Origin of the sequence: Muricoprocola aceti, from assembly GCF_025567005.1 — a bacterium.
Taxonomy (GTDB): domain Bacteria; phylum Bacillota; class Clostridia; order Lachnospirales; family Lachnospiraceae; genus Marvinbryantia; species Marvinbryantia aceti.
On record NZ_JAOQKE010000001.1, the window covers coordinates 235504 to 252305 of the forward strand.

Annotated in this window: 17 protein-coding genes; 1 reads left to right on the forward strand and 16 read right to left on the reverse strand. The window is 43.4% G+C overall.

Features of this window, described 5'->3' with window-relative positions; all coding sequences use genetic code 11:
- Positions 1-36: 36 nt before the first annotated feature.
- The 10 genes from OCV47_RS01170 to OCV47_RS01215 form a co-directional block, all read right to left on the reverse strand.
- Positions 37-915 (reverse strand): methylenetetrahydrofolate reductase, encoded by an 879-nt coding sequence (locus OCV47_RS01170; RefSeq protein ID WP_262653166.1) that lies wholly within the window; start codon positions 913-915, stop codon positions 37-39.
- A 38-nt stretch (positions 916-953) separates the two neighbouring features.
- Complete coding sequence (locus OCV47_RS01175; RefSeq protein ID WP_117449691.1) at positions 954-1577, reverse strand: methylenetetrahydrofolate reductase C-terminal domain-containing protein; 624 nt, start codon at positions 1575-1577, stop codon at positions 954-956.
- Between the two features lies 1 nt (position 1578).
- Positions 1579-3540 (reverse strand): electron transport complex subunit RsxC, encoded by a 1962-nt coding sequence (gene rsxC, locus OCV47_RS01180; RefSeq protein ID WP_262653169.1) that lies wholly within the window; start codon positions 3538-3540, stop codon positions 1579-1581.
- Positions 3541-3837: 297 nt separating this feature from the next.
- A complete protein-coding gene (locus tag OCV47_RS01185; protein WP_262653172.1) occupies positions 3838-4632 on the reverse strand; it encodes an ABC transporter ATP-binding protein in 795 nt (264 codons plus the stop codon).
- Positions 4625-5554: an ABC transporter permease gene (locus tag OCV47_RS01190; protein ID WP_262653173.1), complete on the reverse strand. Its 930-nt coding sequence runs from the start codon at positions 5552-5554 to the stop codon at positions 4625-4627. Before OCV47_RS01190 ends, OCV47_RS01185 begins: the two co-directional genes overlap by 8 nt.
- A gap of 163 nt (positions 5555-5717) precedes the next feature.
- Positions 5718-6689, reverse strand: a complete 972-nt coding sequence (locus OCV47_RS01195; protein WP_262653174.1) for an ABC transporter substrate-binding protein — start codon at positions 6687-6689, stop codon at positions 5718-5720.
- 111 nt (positions 6690-6800) lie between these two features.
- Positions 6801-7808, reverse strand: coding sequence for an NAD(P)H-dependent glycerol-3-phosphate dehydrogenase (locus OCV47_RS01200; protein ID WP_262653177.1), 1008 nt, complete (start codon positions 7806-7808; stop codon positions 6801-6803).
- Positions 7809-7829: 21 nt separating this feature from the next.
- Positions 7830-8480 (reverse strand): glycerol-3-phosphate 1-O-acyltransferase PlsY, encoded by a 651-nt coding sequence (gene plsY / locus OCV47_RS01205; protein ID WP_262653181.1) that lies wholly within the window; start codon positions 8478-8480, stop codon positions 7830-7832.
- Position 8481: 1 nt separating this feature from the next.
- The gene (der, locus tag OCV47_RS01210) at positions 8482-9807 is read right to left on the reverse strand and encodes a ribosome biogenesis GTPase Der (RefSeq protein WP_117449688.1); all 1326 of its coding nucleotides are present in this window, start codon (positions 9805-9807) and stop codon (positions 8482-8484) included.
- Positions 9800-11167 carry a DUF512 domain-containing protein gene (locus tag OCV47_RS01215; RefSeq protein WP_262653183.1) on the reverse strand — a complete coding sequence of 456 codons (1368 nt, stop codon included), beginning with the start codon at positions 11165-11167 and terminating at the stop codon, positions 9800-9802. The genes der and OCV47_RS01215 overlap by 8 nt, the downstream gene beginning before the upstream one ends.
- Before the next feature lie 210 nt (positions 11168-11377).
- Between OCV47_RS01215 and OCV47_RS01220 the strand changes: the two genes are divergently transcribed.
- A complete protein-coding gene (locus tag OCV47_RS01220; protein ID WP_262653185.1) occupies positions 11378-12550 on the forward strand; it encodes a ribose-phosphate pyrophosphokinase in 1173 nt (390 codons plus the stop codon).
- A 60-nt stretch (positions 12551-12610) separates the two neighbouring features.
- On the opposite strand, the gene pgeF is transcribed toward OCV47_RS01220, so the two are convergent.
- The 6 genes from pgeF to rplS all read right to left on the reverse strand — a co-directional run bounded on the left by pgeF (position 12611) and on the right by rplS (position 16684).
- On the reverse strand, positions 12611-13486 hold the full coding sequence (gene pgeF / locus OCV47_RS01225; protein ID WP_262653187.1) for a peptidoglycan editing factor PgeF: 876 nt from the start codon (positions 13484-13486) through the stop codon (positions 12611-12613).
- 40 nt (positions 13487-13526) lie between these two features.
- Positions 13527-13871 carry a YraN family protein gene (locus tag OCV47_RS01230; protein ID WP_262653189.1) on the reverse strand — a complete coding sequence of 115 codons (345 nt, stop codon included), beginning with the start codon at positions 13869-13871 and terminating at the stop codon, positions 13527-13529.
- 29 nt (positions 13872-13900) lie between these two features.
- Positions 13901-14665 (reverse strand): ribonuclease HII, encoded by a 765-nt coding sequence (locus OCV47_RS01235; RefSeq protein ID WP_117449684.1) that lies wholly within the window; start codon positions 14663-14665, stop codon positions 13901-13903.
- A gap of 1 nt (position 14666) precedes the next feature.
- Positions 14667-15521, reverse strand: coding sequence for a ribosome biogenesis GTPase YlqF (gene ylqF / locus OCV47_RS01240; protein WP_117449683.1), 855 nt, complete (start codon positions 15519-15521; stop codon positions 14667-14669).
- A 9-nt stretch (positions 15522-15530) separates the two neighbouring features.
- Positions 15531-16118, reverse strand: coding sequence for a signal peptidase I (gene lepB, locus OCV47_RS01245; protein ID WP_262653193.1), 588 nt, complete (start codon positions 16116-16118; stop codon positions 15531-15533).
- Between the two features lie 218 nt (positions 16119-16336).
- Positions 16337-16684 (reverse strand): 50S ribosomal protein L19, encoded by a 348-nt coding sequence (rplS, locus tag OCV47_RS01250; protein ID WP_117449681.1) that lies wholly within the window; start codon positions 16682-16684, stop codon positions 16337-16339.
- Positions 16685-16802 lie beyond the last annotated feature (118 nt).

The window sequence follows — 16802 nt, forward strand, 5'->3', positions numbered from 1 at the left end:
TCCTGTCCTTTTGCACAGTTCAAAAAATAATATTTTTTAGATTTCAGCCAGTTTTAATAAATCAGGAACTTTTGATTCCCATCCAAGAGCCATAATATGTACGCCCTGACAATATGGTTTACATTTTTTAATAATACGTGCTGCAATCTCTACACCTGTAATACCTGCTTTTGTCTTTTCTTTGTCTTTTGCAAGTTCTTCAATCATTTCATCCGGAACGTGGATACCAGCCACATTCTTGTTCATGAATTTTGCCATACCTGCTGACTTCGGAATTACGATACCAAGCTGTACCGGTTTGCCAAACTGGCTTGCTTTTTCCATGAACTTAATGAATTTCTCTGGTTCATAAACTGCCTGCGTCTGGAAATAATCAGCACCTGCCATAACTTTACGTTCCATCTTTGCCAGCTGTGCATCTACAGAATCGCTGCATGGTGAAACAACAGCGCCTTTAGCGAACTTAGGCGGTTCGCCTACCAGTTCGTTTCCGCCAAGATCTACGCCTGATTCCAGCTGCTTTACTGTATGAAGCAAAGATACAGAATCCAGGTCAAAGACTGGCTTCGCCTGTGGATGGTCGCCCATCTTTGTATGGTCACCAGTCAAGCACAAAATGTTATCAATACCAAGCATTGCTGCGCTTAAGAGATCAGACTGCAGAGCAATACGGTTTCTGTCACGACATGTCAGCTGGTAAATAGGTGTCAGCCCTTCGTCCTTTAATGCCTTACAGGTTGCAAGGGAACCAAGACGCATAACAGAAGACTGGTTATCTGTTACATTGACTGCTGTAATACCACTTAAATATGTTTTTGCTTCTTCCAGTAAACCTTCAATGTGAATCCCCTTTGGCGGTCCTACTTCTGCAGATACTACAAATTCACCTTGTTTAAATAACTCAGTAATTTTCATTTTACATTGCTCCAATCATTTATAAATTTAGGTTTTTCCTATTTTGATACTTCATCATCTGTTGCATAATTGCGAACCTGTACCGGACACTTCAGTACATCCAGACGGCCAATCTGCGCCAGACGTCTGTAGATGCGTTCCCATCCACATTCCATATTGCTGTCCACTTCGCACTTGCCGTTCTTGGATCCGCCACACTGTCCGTTTACCAGGCTCTTGGAGCAGGCAGTAATCGGGCAAATTCCGCCAGTCAGGTTCAGATAGCATTCTCCGCACTGCTTGCAGTCATATTCCTGTGGAGTCACACCCTGAAATCCAGGAAGTGGATAGGTGTCACATCCTGCATACACAATCTTGCCATCCAGATATTCTGAAACTGTCTGCACGCCGATACCACAGGAGCATACCAGAACAACATCTGCTGCCTTGATTTCATCCATATGTTTTTCCAGGCGCAGCTTCAGATTTTCTGGATTGCAGATATAGTCTTTTGTCATAATACCTGTTACATTTCCAGCTTCTGTCAGCTCTTTCTGGAATTCAGTTGCTTCTTTTTCAGGGAAATGTACTTCCTTGCATCCATGGCAGTTGATTACAAATACTTTCTTTCCTGCTGTCAGAGATGCGAGTGTTTCTTTCGATTTTAATTCTGTAATTAACATCTTACTTCATCCCCCTTACTACCGCTTTACCGGCTTTGATCTTAGATACAATCGGAATCTTGGAGGAACAGATATATTCACAGCAACGGCATTCTACACAGTCCATGACATGTTTGTCTTTCATGCCCTGCCAGTTTTCTTCATCCGCGTATTTTGCAAAATACAGCGGAGAAAGTTCCATTGGGCAGACATCTACACAGCGTCCGCACTTGATACAGGATACCGCCTCTGTCTGATCCGGTTCAATCGCAATAATACCATTGGAGCCCTTCATAATTGGTACATTCGTATCTGGAAGAACAAATCCCATCATAGGACCACCGGCTTTGAACATCACATCTGAGTCAGTTACGCCGCCGCAGTAGTCAATCAGGTCTTTGGTATTGGTACCAATCTTTACAATATAGTTACCCGGTTTTTTCAGTTTTTCTCCGGTAACCGTTACCACACGTTCGATTAATGGCATACCTTTCTGAATCGCATCAGAAATAGCCTTTGTCGTACTGATGTTGCCAACTACACATCCCACATCAGCAGGAAGTCCGCCGCTTGGAACCTGTCTCTTCATGACACGTTTGATCAGCATTTTTTCTGCGCCCTGTGGGTATTTTGTTTTCGCTACTACTACATCGATATTATCAATGTCAGCCACTTTAGACTGCATCAGTTCAATGGCATCTGGCTTGTTGTCCTCAATTACAATCAGACCTTTTTCCGCATTCACAGTCTTAATCATTGCTTTCAGGCCAAAAATCACATCATCTGCATACTCAAGAAGTACTCTGTGGTCCGCTGTCAGCAATGGCTCGCATTCGCATCCATTTAACAGAATGGTGTCAATCGGCTTAGGTGGTTTCAGCTTTACAGATGTCGGGAATCCTGCTCCACCCATACCTACGATACCGGCATTCTTTACGATTTCCACAATCTCATCCGGAGTAAGGCTGTCAAGATCTTTGTTCGGTTTTACAGATTCGTGCAGAGTATTTTTTCCATCGGATTTAATGACTACAGATAAGCATTCTCCTCTGGTTGCATGCTTATGGTTCTCAATCGCTGTTACTGTTCCGCTGACGCTGGAATGAACTGGAGCGCTGATAAATCCTGCTGCTTCACCAATCACCTGTCCAACTTTTACGGTATCTCCAACCTGTACAACCGGATTGGCCGGTGCGCCTGCATGCATAGATAATGGAATCACTACTGTATCAGGATCCGGGAATTTTACCAGTGGAAGATGTTCTGTGAATTCCTTGTGTTCACATGGATGAACGCCGCCGTAGTAGCCTTCCAGTCTGTTCTCACGGATAGATTTTACGTAATCATTCACAAACTTAAAGTTTACTTTGGAGTAATCACGAAGCTGTACCGGCTGATGTAAAAATTCTTTCAGACGTCCCTGTTTTTCCAGTCTATGATAGATCTTCTCCCATGCGCAGTCTTTATTCGGGTCTACTTCGCATTTTCCATTCTTGGCACCGCCACACTGTCCATTTACCAGGCTCTTGGAGCAGTCCACGATCGGACAGACACCACCTGTAATGTTCAGATAGCACTGAGCACATGCATCACAGCTCTTTTTGGTAAGAGCCATACCATGATGTCCCCTGTAATTTAAAGAATTGCTGGCTGCAATGACAGATTTGCCTGTTAAACCGGCAACTGTCTGAATACCAAGGCCACAGGAAATTACCACAATATTTTCTGCTCCTTCCGGAATCATATCTGGTAAATCTTTTTCTGTGTGAGTTTTGTTACATAAAAAATCAACCTTTGCACTACCTGTGATATGCTTACCCTGTTCTTCTGCGAACTTGATAAATTCATCACAATCCGGCTCGTCAACGGTCGCAAATTCTTTGAAGCACTTGTTACAAGCAATGACGAACAGGTTGTCCTTATCAGCCAGCAGGGAAGCCAGTTCATCCGTACTTTTTAACTTATACTTAGTATAGTTTTCCAATTGCTCACCTTCCTTATAGTTTGATTTGCAGATTTCCGCATATCTGTTTTTTCTATTTTCTATCCTCTGCACCATATAGAAATGATAAAAGAAACATATATTTTTCGTCCACAATTGATACGTTTTCAGTATAGCACTTTATTGTCCTGGAATCCATAATAAACAATTAATTAACGATCCTTTCTTTTGTACTTTTTTTAGCACAAAGTAAAGGCAGTATCGGAAAACTGTCATTTTATTTTTCCAATACTGCCTCATTTTTCTTTTAGAAATTGTCTATTTTGACGGTATACCGGTTTAGGTAAGCATCATTCTATCGTTGGCAAATTCTCCGCCACTGACCTGTTCAAACTTATTCAGAAGGTCGGAAACATGAAGATTTTTCTTTTCTTCTCCCTGTACATCGTAGATAATTCTTCCCTCATGCATCATAATCAGTCGATTACCATGTGCAATGGCATCTTTCATGTTATGAGTAATCATAATCGCTGTCAGATGATCTCGCTCAATGATCTTATCCGTAGCTGCCAGAACTTTGGCCGCTGTCTTCGGGTCAAGAGCTGCGGTATGTTCATCCAGCAGCAATACCTTCGGTTTTGTCAGAGTTGCCATCAGAAGAGTCAGTGCCTGACGCTGTCCACCAGAAAGGAGTCCTACTTTTGCCGTCAGCCGGTCTTCCAGTCCCAGATCAAGAATTTTCAGTTTTTCTTTGTAACGTTCCCGTTCTGCTTCATTAATACCACTTTTTAAAGTACGTCGCAGACCACGCCTTGCTGCCAGAGCCATGTTTTCTTCGATTTCCATGGTTGCTGCTGTCCCTGTCATAGGATCCTGGAATACACGTCCCAGATATTTGGCTCTCTTATGCTCAGAAAGCTTTGTTACATTTACGCCATCAATCAGTATTTCGCCTTCATCAACAGGCCATACACCCGCAATGGCATTCAGCATCGTGGACTTTCCGGCTCCGTTTCCACCAATGACTGTTACAAAATCGCCCTCTTTCAGGTCCAGATTCAGACCATTCAACGCTTTTTTTTCGTTCACGGTACCAGGATTAAATGTTTTTCTGATATCTACCAGTTTAAGCACGGCCGGCACCTCCTTTTGATGTTTTTTTCTGGAAATACTGTTTCTTCATAGTCGGCAATGCAAGGAATACTGCAACCACAAGTGCTGATAACAGCTTCAGATCATTGGTATTCAGCCCCAGCCAGAGTACTATCTGAAGTACAAGATAATACACAATTGCTCCGACAGCTACAGCCAGAAGCTTCGCAGCAAAATTTCTGGCAAATTTTCCAAACAGAACATCTCCGATAATAACAGCTGCCAGACCGATTACGATCGCTCCACGTCCCATATTTACATCTGCAAATCCCTGATACTGAGCATACATACCACTGGACAGAGCCACAATTCCGTTGGAAAGCATCAGGCCAATAATTTTACTTACATTCGTATTGATTCCCTGTGCTCTGGACATATTCGGATTCGATCCGGTTGCACGGATCGAACATCCCAGCTCAGTTCCAAAGAACCAGTATAATAATGCGATAATTACTACAATAAAGACTGCTGCCACAAAAATGGTATTTTTATAAAAAGCAACATTCTTAATATAGCGGAGCGAAACCAAAAGATCATATTTATCTACACTGACTGCCTGATTCGCCTTGCTGCCCATAATACGCAGGTTTACCGAATACAGTCCAAGCTGGCTTAGAATTCCCGCCAGAATTGCCGGAATACCCATTACTGTGTGGAAAATACCAGTCGCAAGTCCTGCCAGCATTCCGGCGCCAAATGCACCTGCCAGAGCTACCGGAACAGGAAACCCGGCCATAATCATCATGACACAGACGGCCCCTCCTGTACACATGGTTCCATCAACAGTCAGATCTGCGAGATCAAGTATTTTATAAGTAATATAAACACCGATCGCCATAATCCCCCAGATCAGACCCTGTGCGCAGGCTCCCGGCAGTGAATTTATAAGTGAAGAAATGTTCACTTTCTTACCCTCCTCATATACAAAGGAAACTGTCACAGATAATCATTGACCCATCCGTGACAGTTCATCCTCTTATTATTTTAGATTTCTTGTAACTGTTCAGTGCCTTCACAGTTACGATTTATTCTATATCCATTGTCGGATTCAGAAATTTACAAAAACCCTATTCTGCTTCAATTGCTTCATAATCGTCAGGTACAGTAATTCCAAGCTTTTCACATCTGTCAGCCATATACTGTTTTGTTACATTTGGTGCGTACTGTACTGCCATTGTAGAGATATCTGCACCTTCTTCCAGAATCTCATATGCCATTTCACCAGTTGTGTAGCCAAGATCATAATAGCTGATTGATAAGGTAGCAATACCACATCCCTCACAGATACCAGCCTCACCTGTAATAACCGGTACTCCGGCCGGTTCCAGGACGTTATTGATAGCCTCTGTATTATTTGCTGCCGTATTATCTGTAGGAATATAGATCACATCACTTTCGGATGCTGATGTTGCCACAGATGAAATATCATTGGAATCTGCGAATGTGTAATTTGTGATCTCCAGATCTGGATTCAGCTTTTTCAATGCTTCTGTTACAGCATTTATCTGATATTCAGAGTTAGGCTCTGCGGAACAATACAGCATACCTACTGTCTTCGCATCCGGAACAAGTTCCAGAATCATAGCCGCCTGATCTTCCAGTGGTGCACAGTCTGAAGTACCGGAAACATTTCCTCCTACGGTACCTGTCCAGTCATCAATATCCAGTGCTGTCGCATAGTCTGTTACCGCTGTACCCAGAATCGGAATATCTGATGTTCCGGCTACTGCTGCCTGAAGTGCTCCTGTAGCATTAGCAAGAATCAGATCTACCTGATCGGAAACAAACCCATTGATGATAGTAGAACAGTTTACAGATTCTCCGGAAGCATTCTGTACATCGAATGTAACACGGTCCCCCAATTTTTCTGTTAATGCATCCTGAAATCCCTGTGTAGCTGCATCCAGAGCTTCATGCTGAATCAGCTGGCAAACGCCTACTTTATAAGTAGCCTCTTCTGCATTTGCTGCGATTCCAAGGGAAGCTACCATTGTTGCTGCCACACCGGCAGTCACCATTTTCTTTGTTATTTTTTTCATTGTTACGTTCCTCTCTTTTCCCATTTTCTTTTCCACTTTAACGGATTAATGCGTGTTAGTAAGAATATACACCCATTTTAAAAAATCGTCAAGAGCAAACCGCATTTTCTTCTACCACTGTGTATCATCTGATTCAATCTTTTTATCCCGAAGCATCAGTTCTTTAACAGCCTCTTCTGCGTTCTTATTTTCAAAAAGGACTTTGTTTACCTGCTCAACGATTGGCATCTCTACCTGATATTTTCTGGACAGCTCCAGTGCGGCCTTTGCCGAATAGACACCCTCTACTACCATCTGCACTTCCTTCATGGCTTCTTCCATGGTATAACCCTGCCCCATCAGATAGCCGGCCTTACGATTCCGGCTGTGCATACTGGCACAGGTCACAATCAGGTCTCCAATACCAGTCAGTCCATAAAAAGTCTCAGGCTTTCCACCCATTTTGATCCCCAGTCTGGCAATTTCTGCGATACCGCGGGTAATCAACGCTGCCTTGGTATTATCGCCATAGCCCAGTCCGTCAGCTGTTCCGGCTGCCAGGGCAATGACATTTTTCAGCGCACCCCCCAGTTCAATTCCCAGCATATCCGGGCTGATGTACACTCGAAATACCGGACTGACAAATACGCTGCGCAGATATTCAGCCGTCTTTCTGGTTCTTGAACTGACTACACAGGTAGTAGGCAGTCTCCGGCTCACCTCCTCTGCATGGCTTGGGCCGGACAACACACAGGCATCTGCATATGGCAGCTCTTCTTCTATGATATCAGTCAGTGTATACAGTGTGTTTTCTTCGATTCCCTTTGCCACATTTACGATGATCTGTCCGGCACGGACATACTGCTTCATCTTCTGGCAGGTGCTTCGGATAAACGGAGAAGGCACCGCCAGAACGCAGACATCTTTGTCCGACATCGTCTCCTTCATATCTGTGGTAAACACAATTCCTTCCGGAATCTCTACTCCCGGAAGCTTACGTTCAAGCCTTCTGGTTGTATTTAATGTCTCTACTTCTTCTTCATGAATGGACCAGACAGTCACGTCATGTCCGTTATCATGCAGCAGAATCGCAAGGGCTGTTCCCCAGCTTCCTGCACCCAGGATACCTATTCTTGCCATTCTTACACCTCCTATCAGAGCCTACTGCTGGCTCTTTTTTGTCAGATACGTTTTACGTTCTGTTCCCTCAAGCAGACGCCTGATGTTTCCTCTGTGCTTCCAGTAAGCCAGTGCTGTCAGAAACGCCATAAGTATATACAGTTCGATCAGCTGATTCTGGGAAAGGTCAAACCATCCCATCTGTCCAAATATCACCATCTCAATCATCAGCCCTGCATAGACGGCCAGGGATCCCAACGATACATAATGCGTGGTAAAGAAAATACTGAAAAAGGTAATGATACCAAGCACAGCCATAACCGGGTGAAACGAAAGAACCAGTCCTGCCGTAGCTGCAATCCCCTTTCCACCGCGGAAGTTCAGATAAAATGGAAAATTGTGTCCCAGAATAACGCCGGCTGCCGCATAAAGCACCAGCAGATGCATCATAGAGGAGTACTGTGCACGGAACAGAACCCGTACCAGTGCTACTGCAAGAATGCACTTCAGGCAGTCACCGGCAAACGTAATCAGGCCAGCCCTGGTTCCCATAGTACGCATCATATTGGTCGTTCCTGCATTGCCGCTTCCATAATCGCGGATATCAATGCCATGTCGTTTTCCTATAATGTAGCTTGTCTGGAACAGGCCGAAGACATAGCCAATTGCCAAACAGATAATCCGAATACTCATGTTATTCATTATCCTTTCTTTCCCGAATAATAAATTTCAATGATGTTCCCTTAAAACCAAAGGTATCACGGATCTTATTTTCCAGATATCTGGTATAGGAGAAATGCATCAGCTTTTTATCGTTTACAAAAATAACAAATGTAGGTGGCTTTACCGCTACCTGGGTAATATAATACAGCTTCAGCCGTTTTCCCTTATCCGATGGCGGCTGCTGAAGTGCGATAGCCTCTGACATGATCTCATTCAGGACACCGGTTGCAATACGCATAGTCTGATTTTCAATAATCATATCAATCTTTTCAAACAGCTTCGGCAGACGCTGCCCGGTCTCTGCAGATACAAACATAATCTCTGCATATGGCATGAAAGACAGCACTTCTTTTACTTTGTTGGTATACTTATAGATCGTCTTGTCATCTTTCTCAATGGCATCCCACTTATTTACTACTACCAGAATACCTTTTCCACGATCATGGGCAATACCGGCAATCTTGGCATCCTGTTCCGTAACGCCTTCTGTTGCATCAATGACAACAACTACCACATCAGCACGTTCCACCGCTGTTACTGTACGGATAATACTGTAACGTTCCAGTTCTTCCTTGATTTTGTTCTTTCTGCGCAGTCCGGCTGTATCGATAAATACATATTCTTTTCCGTCCCACTGCACTTCTGTATCAATGGCGTCTCTGGTCGTTCCTGCAATATTGGATACAATCACACGGTTTTCACCAAGAAGCTTATTGATAATGGAAGACTTTCCGACATTTGGCTTTCCGACTACAGCGATCTTCGGTCTGTCATCCTCTTCCTCTTCTGTCACCGATTCCGGGAACAGAGAAATCACCTGATCCAGAAGATCTCCAAGTCCCTGCTTATTCACAGAAGAGATCGGGAATGGATCACCGATTCCCAGATTATAAAATTCATATACATCCGCCAGGAACTTCTCATGGTGGTCAACTTTATTTACTGTCAGCACCACCGGCTTATGGGAACGGCGCAGCATATCTGCTACCTTGGAATCAGAATCCACCAGGCCCTGCTTCACATCTACCATGAACAGAATCACATCTGCGGTATCAATGGCGATCTGAGCCTGTTCTCTCATCTGGGACAGAATGATGTCATTACTGTCCGGTTCGATACCACCGGTATCAATCAGTGTAAAGGTATGATTCAGCCATTCTACGTCTGCGTAGATACGGTCTCTGGTCACACCCGGTGTATCTTTTACAATCGAAATGTTCTCTCCGGCAAGCGCATTAAAAAGGGTGGATTTCCCTACATTTGGCCGCCCAACAATTGCTACAATCGGTTTACTCATAATCTTTCACCTCATATGGCTGCTTCTCCCGTCCGGAAGAAATATCTTCCAGGAGAATTGCATGCACAAAATCCTTTCCGTCTGATTTTACAATACCTGTTTTCGTCTGCAGAGACAGTTCCAGATCTTCCACTGTCATATCATCCAGGAAGACATTCTCCCCATCTCTCAGAACATTACTGCTTAGAAACAGCCGCTCACCGAGCTCTTTGCCTTTTAACTGTGCCTCCAGATCCTGTCCGGTAAGCAGGCCGGCTACTGTAATCTTTTCTCCAAAGAAATCGTTCTTGATTGGATAAACACGTACCGTCACATTAGGATACAAAGTCCGCACTTCTTCTGCCGCCCACCGGATATAATCGCAGGCCAGAAGACCGGTTGCTATCGATACCATATGGCAGCGGTCATCTCCTTTTCGATGTGCCAGTTCTTCTTTCACCTCATTCATGAAAAGACGAATCATACCAACACCATTTTCCAGCTGCGGATAGCCGTCATAATTGTCTTCCTCCGGAAGCTCACGTCCAGCCAGAAGATACCACTCATCCGATGCATGAATCATATGCGTATGATACTTTTCCATGATTCGTTCCTGCCATTTATGAATGATGTCCAGAACTTCTATCGCATCTTCCTTTTCAAATGGTTCCAGTGGATATAGCCCGTCCCGGTACCTGGTCAGTCCCACCGGTACCACGGAGACGCTGACCAGATTTGGCAGATAACGGGTCAGCTGTTCAATGGTATATTCCAGTTCTGCCCCGTCATTTACGCCTTTGCAAAGGACGATCTGACCATTCAGCTCAATTCCTGCTTCAACGAAACGATCTACCTTTTTCAGTGATTCACCCGCAAAACGATTATTCAGCATCTGGCACCGCAGCTGTGGATTCATCGTCTGAAATGAGATATTAATGGGAGAAAGATGGTAGCGGATAATCTGCTGAATATCCTCTTCCTTCAGATTGGTCAGCGTAATATAGTTACCCTGTAAAAAGGAAAGACGGGAATCATCATCCTTAAAATACAGTGTATTTCTCATTCCTGGAGGCATCTGATCAATAAAACAGAAAATACACTTGTTATGGCAGGAATGATATTCATCCATCATACCATTCTCAAATTCCATTCCCAGGTCTTCCTCAAATTCCTTTTCTATCTCCAGCTCCCACTCTTCTCCATCTGGCTTCCGAATCACAACAGTAAGATATTCTTCATTGCAAAGATAGTGGTAGTCCAGTATATCTCCAACCGGCTGATCATTGATGGATATCAGCTCATCTCCCGGCTCAATCTCCATCTCTTCTGCAATGCTGCCGCTGAGCACACGGACGACAATATGTTTTTTTTGTTTTTTCATTATGGAAACTGCTCCTGTTATCTTAATTACATTGATTTATTTTGACATTTTAATGCTGATCAAAAATGTCCATTCATATCATACTAAAATTGGTTCTAAATTGCAATCTTATATTTTTTAAACCAAATTGCGACAATTTTCTTGACGGAATTCTAAAGAACCACTATACTGTCAAGTGAATTAGATTACTATAAGATTGTGGAGGCATGTATGACTGATCAGTTTGATACATTACGAAATGCATTACCGATTGCGCCAATAAAAATTGCAACTTTGGAAGGCTGTAAGGACTTTGCCACTAAGGTGAACGAACATCTTGTTGAGTACCGTCACACCAATCCAACTCAGGACCTTCAGAATATACACTACAGAGGCTATTCCGAAGATTCCTATATGGTAGACAGTATCTGCCCGAGATTCGGAACCGGAGAAGGAAAGGGTATGATTAATGCTTCTGTTCGTGGAAGTGACTTATATATCTTCGCAGACGTGACCAACTATAGTCTGACCTATAAATTATTTGGACAGGAAAACCATATGTCTCCAGACAATCATTTTCAGGATCTGAAGCGTATTATTTCTGCCACAGACGGAAAAGCCAAACGACTGAATGTTATTATGCCATTTCTTTATGAAGGCCGTCAGCATAAACGTTCCGGCCGTGAGTCTCTGGACTGTGCTCTTGCTCTTCAGGAACTGGCTGATCTGGGTGTCAGCAACATCATTACCTTTGATGCCCATGACCCTCGTGTTCAGAATGCCATTCCACTGATTGGATTTGATACTTTTATGCCGACTTATCAGTTCCTGAAAGCCATCATTGACACCACACCAGACTTTCGTATTGACAGCGATCATCTGATGATTATCAGCCCGGATGAAGGTGCAATGGGACGTGCTGTTTACTTCTCAACAATTCTGGGTGTCGATATGGGAATGTTCTACAAACGACGTGACTATTCTGTCATCGTCAATGGAAAGAATCCGATTGTAGCTCATGAATTCCTTGGCTCCTCTGTAGAAGGCAAAGACGTAGTAATTGTTGACGATATGATTTCTTCCGGAGAAAGTATGCTGGATGTTGCCAAACAGCTGAAGGATCGCAAGGCCAGACGAGTATTTGTCTGCACGACATTCGGTCTCTTCACCGATGGATTTGAGAAATTCGATGAATTCTATGAGAAAGAATACATCTATAAGGTAATTACCACGAATCTGAATTATCGTGATCCAGAGCTTCTCACAAAGCCATATTATGTAGAAGCTGATATGACAAAATTCACAGCAAGTATCATGGATAGTCTGAATCATGATATCTCTATTGAACCGATTATCAGCCCAACCGGAAAGATTCAGAAGCTTCTGAAAAAGATTCAAAAATAATATAAACATCAAAAAGACTGGCTTATCACAGCCAGTCTTTTCTATCATCTATATCAATTTTCATCGAATCATCAGAAATGCTGCCAGATTTCCACGCCGTCCCTGTGAAGCTCTGTGAGAATATAACAGCCGTGGATTGCAGCAGGTACAGAGATCGGTTACCGATATCTGATCTTTTGGTATTCCAGCCTCACAAAACAGGATTTCATTCGCCTTCCATAAGTTCAGTTGATATTTTCCATTTGATTTCTCATAAAATAATTCTGGCCAGTACTTACGTGCAAAACCATCTTTAAAACGGTCTATCACATCTTTGCTGACCTCATAGCAGTCCTGGCAAATAGATGGACCTACTGCAGCCAGCAAGTCTTCCGGCCGGCTGCCATATGATTCCTGCATACAGTGAATCGTTTCCCGGCTGATCTTCCCTACGGTGCCTCTCCATCCGGAATGAGACAAGCCAATCGCTTTTTTCACCGGATCAACCAGAAAAATCGGCACACAGTCCGCATAAAAAGTAGTCAGGACCACTCCCGGTTCATTGGTAATCAATCCGTCAATATCCTGATAGTCCCGTTCTCTGGAAAATCCTTTTCCGCAGTCTTCCCGGGTTACTTTCCGAATATTTGTGGTATGTGTCTGATGCGAAAATACCATCTTTTCCGGTTCAAATCCTATGGCTGCTCCCATACGTCTGAAGTTTTCTCTTACATTTTCTTCTGAATCGCCACGGCTGAAGCTGAGGTTCATACTGTAAAGATGTTCCTTACTCACACCGCCAAGACGGGTAGAAAAGCCATGCAAAAACTCTTGTCTGGCATCCAACTGGGGAAAAGAAAGCCAGTACACTCCTCCCTTCTGATGTACGCCAAGAACCGGATCTTCTCCAACTCTCTTTATGCTGATTTTCTGATTCTGATCCTGTATATATTCCATTTTTTCTCCTGCTTCCGATATTGGCAGCCGCAGCAATCTCTCAGGCCCAAAATGCATCTTTTATATGCTCAATATGACTGCCGCAGATACCGATCACATCAAATCGACAGGGCACATCTCCGTATTTCTTCTGATACAGATAATAACGTGCCACTTTTATTATTTTCCTTTGCTTTCGAATATCTACCGCTTCCAGAGGATTCCCGCTTTCATCATTTTTCCGATACTTAACCTCCATAAATACCAGAACAGTTCCATCTCTGGCAATGATATCAATCTCACCAGACCGAATCCGATAATTGCGTTCCAGTATCTGATAATTCTGAGCAATCAGATACTCTGCTGCTCTTTCTTCATATTGGGTTCCCGTTTCTCTTCGATTCAACTTCTGCCTCTTCTGAATATTATTATCTTTTATACCTCTACAAAATGACCGATAAATGTCTTTCTGTGAATCGGTGACGGACCGTATTTTTTCAGAGCTTCAATATGCGCTGCCGATCCATATCCTTTGTGTCCGGCAAAACCATACTCCGGCATAACCTTATCATATTCTACCATCAGTCGATCCCTGGTTACCTTCGCCAGAATGCTGGCCGCTGCAATAGACATACTTTTGGCATCTCCCTTTATAATCGGCACCTGTGAAATATCCACCTGTGGAATTGTCACAGCATCATTCAGCAAAAGATCCGGTGTCACAGACAGCTTGCCAATAGCCTGTCTCATAGCTTCATAAGTCGCCTGTAAAATATTAATCTCATCAATGCGTGCCGGAGATACAATGCCCACAGCAGCTGCTACTGCCTTATCCATGATCTCATCAAACAACTCTTCCCTTCTGGCAGCTGAAAGCTTTTTAGAGTCATTCAGATAACGGATTTTACAGTCCACAGGAAGAATCACAGCACCTGCTACAACGGGTCCCGCCAGAGGTCCCCGTCCGGCTTCATCTATTCCACAGATATGCTGATAGGCAGCATAGGATCTTTCATACTTTAGCATTGTATCCAGCCGGAGCTGTTCTTTTTCTTCTTTCTCCAGCTTTTTCTGACAGGAAGCCAGTATCGCCTGTACTCCCTTTCTCTCATCACTTTCATACTGTACCATGCAGGCAGAGAGTTCCTCTAACGGTATCTGTTCCAGTTCTTTTTTGATCTCAGAAATCGATTTTCCCATCTTATGCCTCCTCTGGCATCTCCAGTGTGATTCTGCCCAGTTTTCCACTTCTGAAATCATCCATCAGCAGTCTGGAAGCTTTTCCATAATCCAGTTCTCCGCCTTTTATCAGGCATCCTCTCAGCTTCGCTACCTCTTCCAGAATCTGCAGCGCCTCTTTTTCAGCTGCCTCTTCGCACTGATATCGTTTTTCCAGAGTTCCAGGATATGCATTTCGCAAATATTGAATCAATTCCAATGCCAGTTCATCGATATTCAGGATCTCATCATTGATAGATCCAATCATAGCCAGTCGCATACCAACCGCCTGATCTTCGAATTTAGGCCACAAGATTCCCGGTGTATCCAGCAGTTCCACATTCTTGTTCAGGCGAATCCACTGTTTTCCTTTCGTCACGCCTGGCTTATTTCCTGTCTTAGCACAGGCTTTTCCAGCATAAGTATTGATAAAAGTTGATTTTCCAACATTCGGGATTCCTACTACCATAGCACGCACCGGGCGATTCTTTATTCCCCGCTTCCGGTCTCTCTCGATTTTTTCCTTACATGCTTCCTGAATGATCGCAGAGATTGCTTTCATACCTGCTCCGCTTCTGGAATCCACTTCCTGTACATAATATCCCTTTTGTTGAAAAAATTCTGTCCATTTTTTGTTGGCAGACTTATCTGCCAGATCTGCTTTGTTCAGCAGAATCAGTCTGGATTTATTTTTTCCCAGTTCATCAATATCTGGATTACGACTGGATAATGGCACACGGGCATCTACCAGCTCTATTACCAGATCAATTAACTTTATATCTTCCTGCATCATACGTCTTGCTTTTGTCATATGACCAGGATACCACTGATAATTCATATATTCCCCCTATTTGATAAGGTCGAAGCTATCTGACGGCAAAATGCGCAGCCATACACGGCCTTCTATATAATCCGCATCTACCAGTCCGATATCTGCATATCGGCTGTCTTCACTGTTATTTCTGTTATCTCCCAGAACAAAATATTCTGTTACACCAAGGGTAATCTCCTCGGCTGCCAGTCCCGGATTGGTAATCGCCGGATAATCTGTTTTTTCCAGATATACCTTTCCGTTAATATAAATCATACCATCTTTGATCTGTACAGTCTCTCCGGGTAAGCCAATCACTCTCTTAATATACGAATGAGAAGTACTGCTTCCATTCGGTTTAAAGGCAATGATATCATTTCTCTTCGGTGTCCCTATACGATAAGAAAAAGTATCTATCAGCACATGATCTCCATCTGAAAGAGTGGTCTCCATGGACTGACCGGTATTCGACCTCATTTGTCCGAAAAATAACACCAGCACAAAAGCAATCAACACTACCACTGCAATCTCAAAGATCCAGATCAGAATTCCTTTCACCTGTTCCAGCATAGATTTTTTTTCTTTTTGTCGTTTTCTTGTGGCACGCTTCTCTCTTCTCATCATACCCTCCTGCTTATAGACTGTGCCTCGGCACATTCTCGCGCCAAGCGCAGTCGCTTGCGACATCTTTCTCTTTGCGCGAGTGCGTCTTCTCTTCGTTTCGGTCAGCGCAAAACCATTGTCCACTGGACAATGTGCGTCCCCGCGGAGCGTTTTTGTCACTTAGGAGCTTTTCCCTTAAGTGACAAAAAGGCTGTCCGAAGACAGCCCTTTTACAATTCTTATTTTACAAGTTCTTTTACCTTTGCGCTCTTTCCGCTGCGTTCTCTTAAGTAATTCAGTTTCGCACGTCTTACTTTACCTCTTCTGATTACTTCTACTTTTTCAACGTTCGGGGAGTGTAATGGCCATGTCTTTTCAACACCGATTCCGTTGGAATTCTTTCTTACAGTGAATGTAGCACGAGTGCTTCCACCCTGTTTCTTAAGAACCGTTCCTTCGAAAACCTGGATACGTTCGCGGTTTCCTTCTTTGATCTTTCCGTAAACTCTTACCGTATCACCTACGTTGAACTGTGGCACATTCTCTTTTAACTGAGCTGCTTCGATATTTTTGATAATTTCCTGCATTTGTTGTTCCTCCTTATATTTTTGGATGTTCATAATACAAATCTGTAACAGAGGACCATCTCTTTCTCACAACGTATATCATGATATCATGCAAGGAAAGAAAATGCAAGGAAAATTT

Excerpts from the sequence above, each read along its gene's own strand:
- OCV47_RS01170 (WP_262653166.1), bottom strand. The coding sequence starts at position 915 with ATGAAAATTACTGAGTTATTTAAACAAGGTGAATTTGTAGTATCTGCA.
- OCV47_RS01175 (WP_117449691.1), bottom strand. The coding sequence starts at position 1,577 with ATGTTAATTACAGAATTAAAATCGAAAGAAACACTCGCATCTCTGACA.
- OCV47_RS01195 (WP_262653174.1), bottom strand. The coding sequence starts at position 6,689 with ATGAAAAAAATAACAAAGAAAATGGTGACTGCCGGTGTGGCAGCAACA.
- OCV47_RS01200 (WP_262653177.1), bottom strand. The coding sequence starts at position 7,808 with ATGGCAAGAATAGGTATCCTGGGTGCAGGAAGCTGGGGAACAGCCCTT.
- plsY (WP_262653181.1), bottom strand. The coding sequence starts at position 8,480 with ATGAGTATTCGGATTATCTGTTTGGCAATTGGCTATGTCTTCGGCCTG.
- der (WP_117449688.1), bottom strand. The coding sequence starts at position 9,807 with ATGAGTAAACCGATTGTAGCAATTGTTGGGCGGCCAAATGTAGGGAAA.
- OCV47_RS01215 (WP_262653183.1), bottom strand. The coding sequence starts at position 11,167 with ATGAAAAAACAAAAAAAACATATTGTCGTCCGTGTGCTCAGCGGCAGC.
- OCV47_RS01220 (WP_262653185.1), top strand. The coding sequence starts at position 11,378 with ATGACTGATCAGTTTGATACATTACGAAATGCATTACCGATTGCGCCA.
- pgeF (WP_262653187.1), bottom strand. The coding sequence starts at position 13,486 with ATGGAATATATACAGGATCAGAATCAGAAAATCAGCATAAAGAGAGTT.
- OCV47_RS01235 (WP_117449684.1), bottom strand. The coding sequence starts at position 14,665 with ATGGGAAAATCGATTTCTGAGATCAAAAAAGAACTGGAACAGATACCG.
- ylqF (WP_117449683.1), bottom strand. The coding sequence starts at position 15,521 with ATGAATTATCAGTGGTATCCTGGTCATATGACAAAAGCAAGACGTATG.
- lepB (WP_262653193.1), bottom strand. The coding sequence starts at position 16,118 with ATGATGAGAAGAGAGAAGCGTGCCACAAGAAAACGACAAAAAGAAAAA.
- rplS (WP_117449681.1), bottom strand. The coding sequence starts at position 16,684 with ATGCAGGAAATTATCAAAAATATCGAAGCAGCTCAGTTAAAAGAGAAT.